Source organism: Thermohahella caldifontis (genome assembly GCF_041153465.1).
In the GTDB taxonomy this organism is placed as follows: domain Bacteria; phylum Pseudomonadota; class Gammaproteobacteria; order Pseudomonadales; family Oleiphilaceae; genus Thermohahella; species Thermohahella caldifontis.
In genome coordinates, this window is sequence record NZ_CP154858.1 from 2,574,192 (window position 1) to 2,589,777 (window position 15,586).

General features: G+C 63.5%; 12 protein-coding genes and 1 pseudogene. 4 read left to right on the forward strand and 9 right to left on the reverse strand.

Annotated elements, in window-relative coordinates:
- The first annotated feature begins 12 nt into the window (after positions 1 to 12).
- Entirely contained in the window at positions 13 to 1,020 is a 1,008-nt protein-coding gene (locus AAIA72_RS12495; RefSeq protein ID WP_369600644.1) for a hypothetical protein, read from the forward strand.
- Here the strand turns inward: AAIA72_RS12495 and AAIA72_RS12500 are convergent.
- From AAIA72_RS12500 to AAIA72_RS12525, 6 genes and pseudogenes are all read right to left on the reverse strand, one after another.
- Positions 963 to 1,937 (reverse strand): glutathione S-transferase family protein, encoded by a 975-nt coding sequence (locus AAIA72_RS12500; protein ID WP_369600645.1) that lies wholly within the window; start codon positions 1,935 to 1,937, stop codon positions 963 to 965. The genes AAIA72_RS12495 and AAIA72_RS12500 overlap by 58 nt on opposite strands.
- A gap of 13 nt (positions 1,938 to 1,950) precedes the next feature.
- The gene (locus tag AAIA72_RS12505) at positions 1,951 to 2,664 is read right to left on the reverse strand and encodes a hypothetical protein (protein ID WP_369600646.1); all 714 of its coding nucleotides are present in this window, start codon (positions 2,662 to 2,664) and stop codon (positions 1,951 to 1,953) included.
- Between the two features lie 136 nt (positions 2,665 to 2,800).
- A complete protein-coding gene (gene putP, locus AAIA72_RS12510) occupies positions 2,801 to 4,261 on the reverse strand; it encodes a sodium/proline symporter PutP (protein ID WP_369600647.1) in 1,461 nt (486 codons plus the stop codon).
- Positions 4,262 to 4,334: 73 nt separating this feature from the next.
- The gene (gene putA, locus AAIA72_RS12515; protein ID WP_369600648.1) at positions 4,335 to 6,860 is read right to left on the reverse strand and encodes a bifunctional proline dehydrogenase/L-glutamate gamma-semialdehyde dehydrogenase PutA; all 2,526 of its coding nucleotides are present in this window, start codon (positions 6,858 to 6,860) and stop codon (positions 4,335 to 4,337) included.
- 152 nt (positions 6,861 to 7,012) lie between these two features.
- Positions 7,013 to 7,513 (reverse strand): annotated as a pseudogene (locus AAIA72_RS12520) (bifunctional proline dehydrogenase/L-glutamate gamma-semialdehyde dehydrogenase); the annotation flags it as partial.
- Positions 7,514 to 7,616: 103 nt separating this feature from the next.
- Positions 7,617 to 8,384, reverse strand: a complete 768-nt coding sequence (locus tag AAIA72_RS12525) for an AraC family transcriptional regulator (protein ID WP_369600649.1) — start codon at positions 8,382 to 8,384, stop codon at positions 7,617 to 7,619.
- A gap of 149 nt (positions 8,385 to 8,533) precedes the next feature.
- On the opposite strand from AAIA72_RS12525, the gene AAIA72_RS12530 reads away from it, so the two are divergent.
- The 3 genes from AAIA72_RS12530 (at position 8,534) to AAIA72_RS12540 (ending at position 10,768) form a co-directional block, all read left to right on the forward strand.
- Positions 8,534 to 9,040 carry a hypothetical protein gene (locus AAIA72_RS12530; RefSeq protein ID WP_369600650.1) on the forward strand — a complete coding sequence of 169 codons (507 nt, stop codon included), beginning with the start codon at positions 8,534 to 8,536 and terminating at the stop codon, positions 9,038 to 9,040.
- A 493-nt stretch (positions 9,041 to 9,533) separates the two neighbouring features.
- The gene (locus AAIA72_RS12535) at positions 9,534 to 10,064 is read left to right on the forward strand and encodes an OmpA family protein (RefSeq protein WP_369600651.1); all 531 of its coding nucleotides are present in this window, start codon (positions 9,534 to 9,536) and stop codon (positions 10,062 to 10,064) included.
- A 389-nt stretch (positions 10,065 to 10,453) separates the two neighbouring features.
- Entirely contained in the window at positions 10,454 to 10,768 is a 315-nt protein-coding gene (locus AAIA72_RS12540; RefSeq protein WP_369600652.1) for a TRL-like family protein, read from the forward strand.
- 80 nt (positions 10,769 to 10,848) lie between these two features.
- On the opposite strand, the gene AAIA72_RS12545 is transcribed toward AAIA72_RS12540, so the two are convergent.
- Genes AAIA72_RS12545 through AAIA72_RS12555 form a run of 3 tightly spaced genes read right to left on the reverse strand, consistent with a single transcriptional unit; the run spans position 10,849 to position 15,312 of the window.
- Positions 10,849 to 11,907 (reverse strand): ACP S-malonyltransferase, encoded by a 1,059-nt coding sequence (locus tag AAIA72_RS12545; protein WP_369600653.1) that lies wholly within the window; start codon positions 11,905 to 11,907, stop codon positions 10,849 to 10,851.
- A complete protein-coding gene (locus tag AAIA72_RS12550) occupies positions 11,904 to 14,123 on the reverse strand; it encodes a dehydrogenase E1 component subunit alpha/beta (protein ID WP_369600654.1) in 2,220 nt (739 codons plus the stop codon). Before AAIA72_RS12550 ends, AAIA72_RS12545 begins: the two co-directional genes overlap by 4 nt.
- Before the next feature lie 10 nt (positions 14,124 to 14,133).
- Positions 14,134 to 15,312: an acyl-CoA dehydrogenase gene (locus AAIA72_RS12555; RefSeq protein ID WP_369600655.1), complete on the reverse strand. Its 1,179-nt coding sequence runs from the start codon at positions 15,310 to 15,312 to the stop codon at positions 14,134 to 14,136.
- Positions 15,313 to 15,586 lie beyond the last annotated feature (274 nt).

Below are 15,586 nucleotides of genomic sequence, written 5' to 3' on the forward strand. Positions count from 1 at the left end.
ATCCCTGTCACCATGCGTCGAATGATCCAAGTGTTGTGCAGTGTGCTGCTGCTGTGCGCTGTCACGGTTGTGAATGCGGCGGAGGTGGACAGCTTCACCAACCGTCACGAGCTGGAGGACAGCCGCCCCCTGCTCAATCGCCTGGTCAATACCTGGATGGACGAAGCGGCCGAAAAAGCCAGCGAGCCGGGTATTCTGCCGATTGACGCCGGACGCTGTGATCCTGAGCGCCTGTATGGTGAACTGGAGAAGCGTCTGGCGGGCTTCCTGATTGGTCATGTGGAAGACTGGGTGAACACGAGTCCGCTGGTGGAGAAAATCGCGGTGGACTTCGAGCACTCCATCTACCGCGACTTTCCCTTTTCCGAATCACCGTCCGTGGCCATGACAGGCCGGCTCGCGACCCTGGTGCGGATCGGGGATGCATACGTGGGATCGGACAAGTTCGGCCATTTCTTCAGCGAGGGCTACAGCTACTTCAAGCTTTACCGCCGTTCCGGTGCCGATGCCTCCCTGGCCTTTGGCGAGCTGACGGAGGCCACAGTCTTCGGCCAGCTGACCACGGGGATCTATTCGTATGCGGACCTGTCCGCCAACCTCAATGGCCTGCGCTTCTGGAACCGGGTTCTGGGTGCGCTGCCCGATCCGGTGACGCGTCAGCCGGTCACCAGGCCCTATTTTGCCTGTGAAGGCACCCGCTGGGTGCAGGTGCAGCCCTTTGACTGGAACGACTATGTGGATGCCACCTGGGATGAGGCGGCGAACTGCAATGTGGTGAAAAGCGAGGTGCTCTACGACCAGCTGATCCGCCGTATCCGGACGGTGACCCACGGCAAGGCGTGTCCTCTGTACAGGCCGGACAGCACACTTCTGGCAGCCCGCTATGGCGATTTTCTGCCCTACGTCTGGAATCCGGACGGTATCCGGGTGGAAGCTGTGGATATCCGTCCGCGATTCCAGTCCTATCTGGCCCACCTGTGGGAGTCGCAGGGCGCCACGGACAACAGGGTCGTGCGCTGAGCCTCAGATGACCTCGATCCGGTAACCCTGACGCGGGAAATGCACGTGGACGGTGCCGACGCGCGCGTGTTCCCGTGCCAGAATCCAGCCCCAGGCCGGACTGCCGGCGAGGATGCCTTCGCTGGGATCCTGTGCGTAGTCGGCCGGTGCAATGCGCACGCGCTGACCGATCCGGGGGTCGGTCCGGTCTGCCTCTTCAATGGGCCGGGGGTGGCCGCCTTTGCGCGATCCAGCGCCGCTTCCGCGCTCAGGGTTTCCACCTGACCGTGGCCGAAAGCCCGGATACGATCCATCCAGGCCATGACCTTCGGATACTGGCGCAGGAAGGACTTCCCGCCCTCACGGATGAGCCAGAGGCCATGGTAGGCGGCAAAATCCGCCACGTTGGGCGTGGCACCGAACAGGAAGGGTGCACGCCCGAGTTCGCGCTCCAGTTCCGCCAGCCAGCCTTTCACCATGTCCGGCGCCTTCTTCGGGCTGACCATGCGCACCGAGGCGGTCTTGCCCATGTTCATGCGATCGCGCACCAGTCGCATCAGATCCAGCAGCGAGAGCGTGCGCAGGGCCTTGCGGGTCAGGGTCAGCGAGCCGGCGGACAGCACGCAGGCGAAGAATACCTCTTCCGCCCGGGCGACCGCCTGCTGAACAGCGGCATCACACTGATCCACATCCAGTTCGGGATGTCCGCTTCTGACGGCAATTTCCCGGCCGATGATGCGGGTATCACAGAAAATGTCCGCGCCATCCTGAGCCACGGGAATGCGCCGGTAACCGCCGGCCAGAATCGCCAGTTCGGGACGCGGCGGCATTTCCCGGGTCTGCACGCTGTACCAGTGCAGGTTCGTGTAACCGAGCATGGCACGCACTTTCTCGGAGTAGGGGGACAACGGGTAATGATGCAGAATCAGGTCAGCCAAGACAGATCTCCTTTCAGGGGGCTGCGGGTGCAGCGGGCTTTTCGTGCAGCAGTGACGCCACGTGGTGGGACAGCTCGCGCAACTGGTCGTCCGAAAGCTGCCGGACCAGATGGTCGATCAGGGAACGGATGCCCTTGCCCACGCCTTTCATGGTCATGTCCACGGTCTTGCGGGTCAGTCCGCCCAGCCGCACCAAGTTCACCGGGCGCTCGTAGTAATGGGTGATGCCTTCGGTCACCATCTGCGAGAGCGTCGCCACGATCTCGTCCAGATGATCCCGCGGGCGGGGTTCGGTCTGTACCGCACGAATCAGCGACTGTGCCTTGTTGTACAGGGCCTCGTCAATGGGAAACACCAGATGTGCCGTTTGGTTCGCGGGGCTTTCGTGCAGCATGGCGTCCAGATAGCGGGCCAGTTCCTGCAGCTCGGCCTCGTTGCGCTGCCTGAAGAACTGGCTGATGACCATCCGGATGCCCTTGTACACCGCCTGAACGGAGCCATCGGCCGCCTTCTTGAGGCGGGGTGACAGGGGAACCATCTGCGTGGGAATGGTGTAGTAACTGTCCAGACCGGCCAGTACCAGTTCGGAGACCACTTGAGCCGCTTCGCTGTTGGCCTCTGCACCCGCTTCGCCACCGAGCAGGCGGTTGACGGTGGCCTGTGCCCGTGCGTGTACGTCAGCAGGCAGCGCAAATCCCCAGTACCAGGTGCTTGGTTGTTCCGACATGAAAAAACGCCCTCTCCTCCGCTACGGTCGAACCCGCAGACTAGAGCAGAAGGCGCTGCATTGACATTGGCTGAACTGACAGACTGCGCGTGACGCACAGGTTCACGCGCAGAATTGTGCACGGATGCACAAAATGTCAGGCCGTCCGGGTCTCCGCCGTGGTTTCCGGTGCCTGACCCATCAGCGAAACGCCCACGATGGCGAGTGTGGCGAACAGCATGCCCGGGACGATCTCGTACAGATCAAAAAGGCCGCCGGAGAGCTGCTTCCAGATCACCACGGTCAGACCGCCCACGATGATGCCTGCCAGGGCGCCGTTGCGGGTCATGCGCGGCCAGTACAGGGACAGGATCAGTGCCGGGCCGAAAGCCGCACCGAAGCCGGCCCAGGCGTAGCTCACCAGATCCAGAACGCTGCTGTCCGGATTCAGGGCCAGCAGGGTGGCCAGCACGGCGATACCGAGTACGGCAAAGCGGCCCACATTTACCAGCTCATCCTGGCTGGCATCACGCTTGAAGAGGGACTTGTAGAAGTCCTCGGCCAGTGCGGAAGAGGAGACCAGCAGTTGGGAGTCCGCCGTACTCATGATGGCGGCGAGAATGGCGGCGAGCATGATGCCGGCGATCACCGGGTGGAACAGGGCGTTGACCATGACCATGAAGACCTGTTCGGAGTCGCCCAGTTCGCGGTCCAGGTAACCGATGGCCGCAAAGCCCACCAGGGTGGCACCGAGCAGGGTCAGCGCGGTCCAGCCCACGGCGATACGGCGTGCCACGGGGATTTCCTCCTCGCTGCGGATGGCCTGGAAGCGCGCCAGAATGTGCGGCTGACCGAAGTAGCCCAGACCCCAGGCCATGAGGGAAACAATGCCGATCCAGGTCATGGGTTCGCCCTTGGCGTCTGTCCACAGATCCAGGAGCTGCGGATTGCGGGTTTCCATGGCATTGATCATGGCATCCCAGCCGCCGTCGGCACTGATGGCCATGATGGGTACGATGAGCAGTGCCGCCGCCATGAGCAGACCCTGCACCACGTCCGTCCAGGAGACCGCCAGAAAGCCGCCGAAGAAGGTGTAGGACACCACGCAGATCGCGCCGGCCGCAACCGCGGTGGTGTAGTCCAGACCGAATACGGTGCTGAACAGCTTGCCTCCCGCCACCAGGCCCGAGCTGGTGTAGAAGAGGAAGAACAGCAGGATGAAGATGGCCGAAATGACCCGCAGTGCGTGGGAATGATCCTTGAAGCGGTTCTCGAAGAACTCCGGCAGGGTCAGGGAGTCATTGGCCAGATAGCTTTCCCGGCGCAGCGGACGTGCCACCAGCAGCCAGTTCAGCCAGGTGCCGATGAGCAGGCCGATGGACAGCCAGAGGCTCTCGAAACCGGCCGCATAGGCATAGCCCGGCAGGCCCAGCAGCAGCCAGCCGCTCATGTCCGAGGCACCGGCACTGAGGGCAGAGGTGGCGGGACCGAGTCTGCGGCCGCCAAGGATATAGTCGGAAAGGTTCTGGGTACGTTTCCAGGCGATGTAGCCGATGGCCAGCATGCCCACGATATAGACCACAAAGGTTGCGCCTACGGCAAGGCTGTTTTCGATCATGTTGTCGCTCCTTCAGCGATGTTGTTGTTATACATTCCCCGTTCGGGGAGCTGATCCGGGGCGGTGGGGAGGCCTAGGCCTCCTCCTCCGGCAGCGCCAGCAGCGCTGCATTGCCGCCAATGGCGGCGGTATTGATGGTGCGTGTGCGCTCGGTCATGAAGCGCAGCAGATAATGGGGGCCACCGGCCTTGGGTCCGGTGCCGGACAGGCCACGACCGCCGAAGGGCTGAACACCGACCACCGCGCCGATCTGATTGCGGTTGATGTAGGTGTTGCCCACCTTGATGCGCTGTTCCAGCTCGCGCGCAAAGGACTCGTTGCGGCTGTGAATGCCCAGCGTCAACCCGTAACCGGTGCCGTTGATGTCCGCGATCACCTGTTCCAGTTCACTGCGTGCATAACGGATCACATGCAGGACCGGGCCGAACTGTTCGCGTTCAAGGGACCGGATACTATCGATTTCAAAGGCCACCGGACATACGAAATGTCCACGGGGCAGGTCTGACGGAGCCGGTGTCTCGGCAATCAGGCGACCGGCCTTGCGCAGGGATTCGATGTGGTTGCGCAGGCCGGCCTCGGCCTCGGCGTCGATCACCGGGCCCACGTCCGTGTCCGGACGGCCGGGATCGCCTACCCGCAGGGTGGCCATGGCCCCCTTGAGCATGGTGATCACGCCGTCGGCAATGTCATCCTGCAGGTAGAGTACACGCAGGGCGGAGCAGCGCTGGCCGGCCGAATCGAACGCGGAGTGCAGCACGTCCCGGACCACCTGCTCGGGCAGGGCAGTGCTGTCCACGATCATGGCGTTCTGGCCTCCGGTTTCCGCAATCAGTGTCGGTAGGGGCCCGTCGCGCCCGGCCAGGGTGCGGTTGATCAGGCGTGCCGTTTCCGTGGAGCCGGTGAAGGCCACCCCGGCCACCCGCGGATCGCGCAGCAGTGCGTTGCCCAGCACGGCGCCGTCTCCCGGCAGGAAGGCGATGACGTCGTCCGGAATACCCGCCTCGCGCATCAGTTCGAAGGCGCGCGCCGCAATCAGGCTGGTCTGCTCGGCCGGTTTGGCAATGACCGTGTTGCCGGCCACCAGCGCCGCCGTGATCTGGCCCAGACAGATGGCCAGCGGGAAGTTCCAGGGACTGATGCATACGAACACGCCGCGCCCTTCCATGTACAGCTCGTTGCTTTCTCCCGTCGGACCGGGCAGGGTGCGGACCGCGCAGGACTTGCGGGCCTGCACGGCGTAGTAGCGGCAGAAGTCCACCGCCTCGCGGATTTCGTCGATGCTGTCCTGAAGGCTCTTGCCCGCTTCGCGCACACAGAGCTGCAGAAGCTCGCCCTTGTGGGATTCGAGCAGGTCTGCCAGCCGTTCCAGACAGGCGGCCCGGGTGTCCACCGGCGTTGCATGCCAGTGCCACCAGGCCCGGGACACCGTGTCCAGGGCCGCGCGGGCATGATCGGCGCCCGCATCTTCCACCGTGCCCACCACCTTGTCCAGGTTCCAGGGGCTGACGACGGTGCGGGGTTTTTCCGTGCTCTGTGGCTGTCCGCCGATGACGGGAACGGCGCGCCAGGTCGTGTCGGCAAAGGGGGTCATCATGGTATTCAGTCTGTGCATGTCTCGTTGATAGTTCAGGTTCAGTCCGCTGGAGTTCTCCCGCTCCGGCCGGAAAAGATCGCGTGGCAGCGGGATCGCCGGGTTGGGCAACTGCCCATGAGCCCGGAGGGCATCCAGCGGATGGCGGCTGAGGCGCTCCACCGGTGTCCGTGCATCCAGCAGGCGATGAACGAAGGACGTGTTGGCACCGTTCTCCAGCAGGCGGCGGACCAGATAGGGCAGCAGATCCTTGTGGGCACCCACGGGGGCGTAGATCCGCACTGTCATGGGCGTGTCGTCCAGCACCGTGTCATAGAGGGCGTCGCCCATGCCGTGCAGGCGCTGAAACTCGAACGGTCGCGGGCTGCGGCGTGCCAGGTGGCGGATGGCCGTGACCGTGTGGGCATTGTGGGTGGCAAACTGGGGATAGAGCGCCCCTTCGGTGACCGGGCTCATCAGGAACCGGGCACAGGCCAGATAGTTCACGTCCGTGGCTTCCTTGCGGGTCCAGACCGGATAGCCCTCCTGTCCGCGCTGCTGGGCCCACTTGATCTCGCTGTCCCAGTACGCGCCCTTGACCAGCCGCACGGGGATTTCATCGCCCTGTTCGCGTGCCAGGGCCGCCAGCCACGCCAGCGCCGGCAGTGCGCGCTTGCCATAGGCCTGAACCACCAGGCCGAACTGTCCCCAGCCGCGGCCTGCCGGTGAGCGGTAAAGACGGGCAAACAGCTCCAGAAAGAGTTCCAGACGGTCCATCTCCTCCGCGTCCAGCGTCACCGCCACATTGCGTTCCCGGGCGTGCCGGAGCAGGGATTCCAGCCGCGGCAGCATGACGGCCATCACTTCCTGACGGTGAGTGGCCTCGTAGCGCGGATAGAGGGCCGAGAGCTTGACGGAAATGGATGCGGCCTGACGCCCCTTGGCCAGCTCGGGCTGCCGGGCATTGGCGTCGGCCACCGCATCAATGGCTGCCCGATAGGCTGCGTCGTAACGCTCCGCATCCGCCATGGTAAGGGCAGACTCCCCAGCATGTCGAAGGTGTACGTATAGGGCGGTGCCTTGCGGCGGTTGAGTGCCTGGGGCAGGGTCTCGCCCAGCACGAACTGGTGCGCCATGATGGCCATGGCCCGTTTCAGCGCGCTGCGCACCACCGGTTCACCCAGCCGGGCCAGCAGGTGATCGAGCACGCCTGCGGGGGTGCGGTCCTTCTGACGGATACGGACAATCTTGCCCGTGAGCAGCAGACCCCAGGTCCCCGCATTCACCAGCGTGGAGGGGCTCTGGCCCAGATGGCGGCGCCAGTCGGCGGCGGAAAGCTTGTCCCGGATGAGGGCTTCGGCGGTCTTGCTGTCCGGGATGCGCATCAGCGCCTCGGCCAGACACATGAGCAGCACGCCCTCGCGGGTCTCCAGACTGTATTCCTGCAAGAGCTGATCCACCAGATGTCGTGCGTCAGGACGCTGGCGCACGGCGCGGATCAGGTCCTCACAATCGCGGGTGATGGCCTGGCGCTCGTCTTCCTCCGGCCATTCGGCCAGGGGCATCAGCGCCTCAAGGGCCTGGGTTTCGTCGGTACAGGCCATTTCAGTCAGCTGTTGCCAGAGGGTTGCGGTATCGGGAAGGGAGGCACCGGGCTCGATGAGCGCTTGGGGTTGAAACATGATCCTCTCCTGCTGTGTTGTCGTTGTGTGACAGGATCAGGACAGCTTAACCTGTCCGCGGGCGGACACGCTTGTCTGAAACTCCGGCAAGCGTGTCTGAAACTCAGGATCGCAGGCGTGTGGGCGGCATGCCGAAATGGCGGCGGAAGGCATGGCAGAAGGTGCTGGCATCGGCAAAGCCGGTTTCTGCCGCGATGCGGGTCATGGGCCAGTCGGTGGTGCAGAGCAGATCACGGGCCCGCATCAGCCGCTTCTGCCGCACATACTGTTGGGGCGTGAGGCCGGTTTCTTCCTTGAAAACACTCTGGAACCAGCCCGGACTCAGGCACACGCTACCCGCCAGCTCGGCCACGCTGATGGGGCCGCCCATGCGGGCGTCGATCAGGGCATCAATGCGGGCAAGATCCAGCCGGTAGCGGCGCTGCAGGCGTGTGACCACCCGCGGGCGTTCGCTCAGCACACAGGCCCGGATGAGCGCCGTACCCAGCGTTCGGGCCAGGACCGGATCTCCGGGCATGCGGTTCAGCGTTGCCAGCGCCGCATCCGCCAGGGCACGCACCTCCGGCGGCAGGGTCAGCAGTCGGGAACGCTCGAACAGGGGCGCCAGGGCATCGTGATCCGGGTGTCTGGTATCCGAGAGGGCCGGTTCGTCACCGTCCAGATTCACCACAATGATGCGGTTGCCCGCCTCGCCAAAGAAGGCATGGCTGGCAAACCCCTGAACCACGCAGGCCTGAAGGGTGCTCAATGGTGCCTGCAAGCCTTCCAGATCAATCTCGCCACGGCCACAGGCGGAAATCACCAGCTGATGATGGGGATGCTGGTGCAGACAGGGTTGTTGGGGCAGGGAACTCAGGTGAGTATGCAGCATGGCTGTTATGGTTGTTTTTTCGCCAGTGTAGAAGCGGGGGGCCGGGGCGTCAATATGGGATTGGGCGGATGGGCAGGGCGTTTGACTTTGTCCGGCGCCCCGGGGAAGATTGTGTCATGAAAGGGAATTGATTACATGGAGGTCTTGCGGTGAGCAGGTATTGGCTTCTTCTGGGTGCCTGGGCATCTGCGGTGTTTGCGTCCGCTGATGACACTCATACTGTCACTGTAACGGTGTCACCGGATCTTTACGTTTCCTTTGAAGAACGACAGGTGCCGGATGCCTGCCACACTTCACCCGGTTCCTGTGAGGTCAATGGCACACCCCGGATCGGGGCCATCAGCGCCCCTCCCGACAGCTACCTTTCCCGGATCTCCCTCAGATACAAGGATCGCACCTATCTGCTCGATTCAGGCCACATGTACAATCCACAGCTTGCAGGCCGGGCCGTGCCTGCGAGGCCGGAGGGGTGGGTTCATGCGTCCTGCATGGATGCGGAGAACTGTGTGGTGCGAGTGGTGCTGGGGGATGCTGGCGATACCTATGTAGCCGAATGGTACGTACTGGATGGTAAGTCCCTGCGAACGCTGCTGTCGCCTTCGGAAGACCTGATCAACCTGTTCATGAAGGACATCCGGCCGCCGGTGTACGAGTAACAGGTTCGCGCAAACGGTTTTCAGAAACGGCTGTTTCAAATCATGGACGGAGCGAACAGGAAAGCATTGGGACGTTCCGTCCGTATTCTCCGGCGCCGCAGGGCGCGCTGAATAGACCGGCACAATGACGACAGGAATAAGGATGCTTCCGGGAGAAGCGCTGCAGGCACATAATTTAGTAGTAAAAATGATAATAGTGCGATAATATGTCTGCGCTTGATTGCCATGTGGCACTCAAGTCACAACGCCAAGCATTTTTATGGAGCATCCTCGATGAATCACCCGACCCCGATTACCCGTTTCAAGCGCACCTGCATCGTCTGTGCACTGGCACTTGTTCCGTCCCTGTGGCCTCACTGGCTCAGGAGCCCGAATTTGCACACCGTGCATACCTTGATCTGGGCCTGGGCCTCTCGGACATGGACCCGGAGCTGGACGGCACTGGTTTCGGCCTCAAGGATGACAGCGATACCGCCTGGCGCCCAAACCGGTCGTGAAGGATGACGATGGCGATGGTGTGCCCAACACCCGGGACCGTTGTCCGGCAACCGTCACCGGTGCCGAAGTGAATGCACAGGGTTGCGAGCTGGATACGGATGGTGATGGCGTGGTCAACCGGCTGGATGCCTGTCCCGCCACCGCAAAAGGCAAGGCTGTGGACACGAAGGGCTGTGAGCTGCCGGTCGTGATCCGCCTGGAAGGTGTGACCTTCGAGACGGGTTTCGCCCGCCTGACGCCAGCCTCCCTGACCATTCTGGATGAAGTGGCCGAGACGCTGCGCAAGAACCCGGATGTGCGGGTGGAAGTGGCGGGCCACACGGATGACCGCGGTCGCCGCGACTTCAACGTGAAGCTGTCCCGGCAGCGCGCCGAAGCAGTCCGCGACTACCTGGTGAACAAGGGGATCGCAGCCGATCGCCTGTCTGCCAGGGGTTACGGTCCGGATCAGCCGGCGGCAGACAATGCCAGCGCGGAAGGCCGTGTCATGAACCGTCGGGTGGAGCTGAAGATTCTCAATCCCTGAGTCCGCTCGGGCTGAGTGATCAGCATCATCAGAGAAAGGGGCTTCGGCCCCTTTTTTAGTGGGGCAGCGGGCAATTCACTTCTTTATCCGCTTTTAAAGTACTGGCCACCAATGGACTGTGTTCCGGATCACAACCTTCTCGAAGCGTTCCATGGGGGGTGATGACCATGACCAGTGCCGATGAGGTGACGGTTCGCTTTGGCGATGATACCGGCATCCCCGAGTGAGCCGGCCAAACCACTCGGCAGGAGTTGTGTGGAGTGTGAAGGCTGTCAACGCAGGGACTACGTAAAAACACGTAGATTACCGCCGTCTTCGGACACGCCTCAAATCACGATGTACAAGGAGTAAGGACGTATGAAAAAGGCATTTTTCTGGCTGCGGCAGTGATGTCTGCAAGTTTGCTTTCCGGCTGTGCGACCAACATGTTCCCGGGTGGGCTGACACCGGCTGGTGTGGTCTTCACCAATGTCAAATCCCCGGCGCAGCATCTGGCACTGGCGACGGACGCGCAGGCAAATCCCATGAAGGTGGGCAAGGCCTCTGCCTCTGCCGTACTGGGCCTGTTTGCCACAGGTGACAACAGCATCAGTGCAGCCATGAAGAACGGAGCCATCAACCGGGTACATCACGTTGATCACGAGGTCAATTCATTCCTGTTCGGCCTCTGGCTGCAGGACACGACTTATGTCTATGGCGAGTGATACCGCGGCTGTGGTCTGACATGGGCTGACCACAGGATCCTGGAAAGCCGGGCCTGGTGCCCGGCTTTTGCGTTTCCGGATCAGCTCACGCAAATCAGTGCCCGCTGCCCCGGCCGGCCCATGCTGATTACCGGAGGCGTGTCGCCGGCCTGGGCGGCACTGAAGTCCGCCTTGCAGGTCAGGTCTTTCAGTCGGTGCCGGATCAGCGTCTGGGCCACGGGTGCCCCCAGGGTTTCACCGGGTCCGAGGATGACCAGGTGCGTTGGTGCATACTCCTTGGCAACCATTTCCACCGCATGGCTGAAGAAGTAAGTGTGCGTGATCTGATGGCCCAGGGTGTAGGCATGCAGCGCAAGGGTGTCCGTGCTCCAGGGCGTCCAGATCCGGCCGCGGCCATCCACCAGGGGGATGCGGGGCACGCTGAAAATGTCCGCGCTGATCTCTTTGCGGGCCGCTTCGCTGGCAAACCGCTGCAACGGTGTGTGAAAGGCCGCATGGTTGTAGAGCTTGAGGGGGAAGCGGTCATCCACCGGCGGCAGCTCCGCCATCAGGTCCTGAATGGCCCGGTCGGTGCCGGCCAGTACCCACATGCCCCCCAGATCGATGGAGAGGAAGGCTTCTTCGTTGCCGTAGCGGGCGTTGAGGGTGGCCATCAGGTCGCGCAGTGCGGCCTTCCGCGCTTCATCCGGGCGCCAGTCCGCATCCACCACGGGGTAAACCACCTGCCCGCCGATGCGTTGTTCCTGCATCAGTCGCCCGGTGGTGCTCATCATGTGCAGGGCATCCACCGGATCCACGGCGCCGGCACAGGCCAGGGCGATGTACCAGCCCATGCTGTTGCCGGTGATGACGTTCACCCCGAAGCGTTCGCGGTCAATGCTCAGCCAGTCCAGCCAGGCGCAGGCAAAGATGAGCGCTGAGGCGTGTTCGCCCCGGCTGTGCAGGGTCATCTGGTAGCGTGGGGCGCTGTCCAGCTCGGTGATGGTGGGCAGGCCCTGTTTCCGGCGATAGGCGTCGAAGGCCGCCAGCCATCGGGCCTTCTCCGGATGGCCGTCCTGGTGATGGCGTTGAATGTAACCCAGTTCCGGGGCGTTGTAGGTGCCCCGCCCGGGGCAGATGACGGCAATGCGTGTTGTCATGCGTGTTGTCTCCCTGTGCGTCGGGCGTCCAGCAGGGCGGTCAGCCGGGCTTCGATCTCCCCGGTGGACGGCAGCGTGGCCGTCGCGGCCGGGCCGAGGGGGATGAAGCTGTCCTCCGCGGTGATACGGTGCAGGCGGTCGGCGGGCCAGCCGGTTTCAGCCGCCCGGGTCATCAGGGCTTCGCTCACCGAGCCGCTGCGGCGGCACTCATCCACGATCAGAAGCTGATCACATCCCGCTGTGGCGGCAGTCAGCGCATCCAGAGGCAGCGGCATGAGCCAGCGCAGGTCAATGACGCGCACTTCGGCTGCGATGTCCGGCCGGCGTGCCAGGACCTGCAGGGTCAGGTACAACCCGTTGCCATAGGTCACGACGGCTACGCCGGTGCCCTGGCCGTGCACACCCACCTCGCCGTGGCGGATCTCGCGCTGCCGGGCTTCGGTCCAGACGGCGGTCCAGCGGCCGTCTTCCGGCAGCAGGTCACGTTGGTGGTAGAGCGCAATGGGCTCGAGGAAGATGACCACCCGCTGTTCTTCCCGCACCAGCCTCAGGGCTTCATGGAGCAGGGCCGGGGCATCGGCCGGATGAGCGGGGCAGATCAGGATGAGCCCGGGGATGTCCCGGAACACGGCGAGGGCGTTGTCATTGTGGAAGTGCCCCCCGAAACCGCGCTGGTAGCCCAGACCGGCAATGCGGATGAGCATGGGGTTGGTGTACTGTCCCCGGGAGAAAAAGCTGAGGGTGGCCGCTTCACCCCGGATCTGATCTTCGGCGTTATGGACATAGGCCAGGAACTGAATTTCCGTGATGGGGGTCAGGCCGTTGTGGGCGGCACCAATGCCCAGCCCGAGTATGCTCTGCTCATCCAGCAGGGTGTCGATCAGGCGTGCGGCACCATACTGGGCCTGCAGGCCCTTGGTGATGCCGTAGACACCGCCCTTGCGGCCCACGTCCTCGCCGGCGATGAAGGTTTCCGGGTAGCGGTGCAGGGCTTCGGAAAGCGTCAGGTTGAGCAGGCGTCCCAGTGGCTGGGGCTCGTTGCAGGCCCGCCACTGGCTGCCGAACAGGGCCGGCAGGTCGGATGCCGGACGTTCCTCGGGGGGCCTGCGTTTCGGGGGAATGAGGCTCGCCATCACGTCCTGTGCCGTTTTCAGTGGCGGGCGCCGGATCACCTCCTGCGTTACGGCGCGTACCCGCTCGCGGGTGTGGTGCCAGAGGTCAAGAAGGTCCGCCTTGGTCATCAGGCCCCGGACACGCAGCAGACCAGCGCTGTACAGGAGTGGATCCTGCGCTTCCTGGGCGTCGATCTGGGCGCTTGTCAGATAGGCATTCTGGGCATCGGAGCCGGCATGACCCATGAGGCGCACCGTGCGCAGGTGCAGGAATACGGGCTGGCGCTTGCGGCGGGCGAGCTGCTCCGCTTCCCGGGCCGTGCGGTAGACATCCACCAGATCGCGACCGTCGCAGGACAGGTAATGGATTGCCGGCCGGGATCGGGCACTGGCTTCTACCCAGCCATCCGGTGTGGGGGTGGAGATGCCGAGCCCGTTGTCCTCGCAGATGAAGACCAGCGGCATGGGCAGTTTCTGCCAGGCGGTCCAGGCGGCCGTGTTGAGTGCCCCCTGGGCTGTGGAATGATTGAGCGAGGCATCCCCGAAACTGCACAGGATCACCGCATCCCGGGGCAGTCGTGCGGTAACCTTCAGTTGCCGGGCCAGGCCGATGCTGTGCGCACAACCCACTGCCTTGGGCAGGTGGGAGGCAATGGTGCTGGTCTGGGGCGGAATGTTCAATGCCAGGGAGCCCAGTACCTTGTGGCGGCCTCCGGAGACGGGATCGTCGGCCCGGGCGGCGAAGCTCAGGAGCATGTCCCAGGTGATGGGCTGGCCGGGGACCTGCTTGCTGCGTTCGATCAGAAAGGCGGCATCCCGGTAGTGCAGGAAGCCCATGTCCGTGGGGCGGAAGGCCGTGGCCACGGCGGCCATGGCTTCGTGACCGGCACTGCCGATGGTGTAGTAACCGTGCCCGGCGGCCTGCATTTCCCGGGCATTGAGGTCCAGCACGCGGGAGAGGATCTGGCTTTCCACGAGCTGAATGAGCGCTGGCTCCGTCAGTCCGTCCGGCAGCGGGGCATGTGCGGAGGCCGGTACCGGGAGGTCATCGGCTGCCACCCGTTCCAGCCAGCGGGTTTCAACGCTGTGCAGTCTGGTTTGCATGGTCTGGCCCTCAGCCGGTGAACGCCTGCAGGCCGGTTTGTGCGCGGCCCAGAATCAGGGCGTGCACGTCGTGGGTGCCCTCGTAGGTGTTGACGGCCTCCAGATTCATCACATGACGGATGACGTGGTATTCATCGGAAATGCCGTTGCCGCCGTGCATGTCACGCGCCATGCGGGCGATGTCGAGGGCCTTGCCGCAGGAGTTGCGCTTGATGAGGGAAATGAGCTCGGGGGCACACTTGCCGGCGTCCATCAGTCGTCCGGCCTGCAGACAGCCCTGGAGACCGAGGCTGATTTCCGTCTGCATGTTGGCCAGCTTCCACTGGATGAGCTGATTGGCGGCCAGGGGGCGGCCGAACTGATGGCGCTCCAGGGTGTACTGGCGTGCCCGGTGCCAGCAGAACTCGGCCGCACCCAGCGCGCCCCAGGCGATGCCGAAGCGGGCCCGGTTGAGGCACTCGAAGGGACCTTTCAGCCCCTGTGCGCCGGGCAGCAGGTGATCTTCCGGCACGAACACGTCTTCCATCACGATCTCGCCGGTCACGGAAGCACGCAGGGAAAACTTGCCGTGGATGGTGGGAGTGGAAAGCCCCTTCATGCCCCGTTCCAGCACGAAGCCGCGGATCACGCCGTCCAGTTTGGCCCAGACCACCATCACGTCTGCAATGGGCGAGTTGGTGATCCACATCTTGGCGCCGTTGAGGCGGTAGCCGCCGTCCACACGCTCGGCACGGGTGCGCATGCTGCCGGGGTCCGAGCCCGCATCCGGTTCCGTGAGCCCGAAGCAGCCGACCCACTCTCCCGACGCCAGTTTCGGCAGGTACTTCTCGCGCTGGGCCTCGGTGCCGTAGGCGTAGATGGGGTACATGACCAGTGAGGACTGCACGCTCATGGCGGAACGGTAGCCGCTGTCCACCCGCTCCACTTCCCGGGCGATGAGACCGTAGCTGACATAGTTGACCCCCGCGCAGCCGTACTTCTCCGGGAGTGTGGCGCCGAGCAGGCCCTGTGCGCCCATCTCGGTCATGATTTCCCGGTCGAAGCGCTCTTCCCGGAAGGCGGACTGGACCCGCGGCATGAGTTTTTCCTGACAGTATGCCCGGGCGCTGTCGCGGATCAGGCGTTCGTCTTCGGTCAGCTGGTCGTTGAGAAGGAACGGGTCTTCCCAGTTGAAGGCGGGTTTGGTCATGGTGCTCCCCTTGTCTTTGCGTCCGGAGTTTTTCAGTCGGGTTGGTCGCCCGTTCCGGAGACGTTGTAAATACATCCCTGTACGCTCAAGGGCCGCATCCATGCGGCCGATGCTCCGGAACGGGTGACCAACCCGCCTTCATGTGTTCGTATGCGTTGCTGGCGATTGAGCGCATCAGCACCCGTTCAATCCAACCCTTTATTTCATCGGGGTATGTTCTGACGCCCGAGGAAGGAGTGAATCAGGTGTAATGAGCTGTGCTTTTCAGAACCAT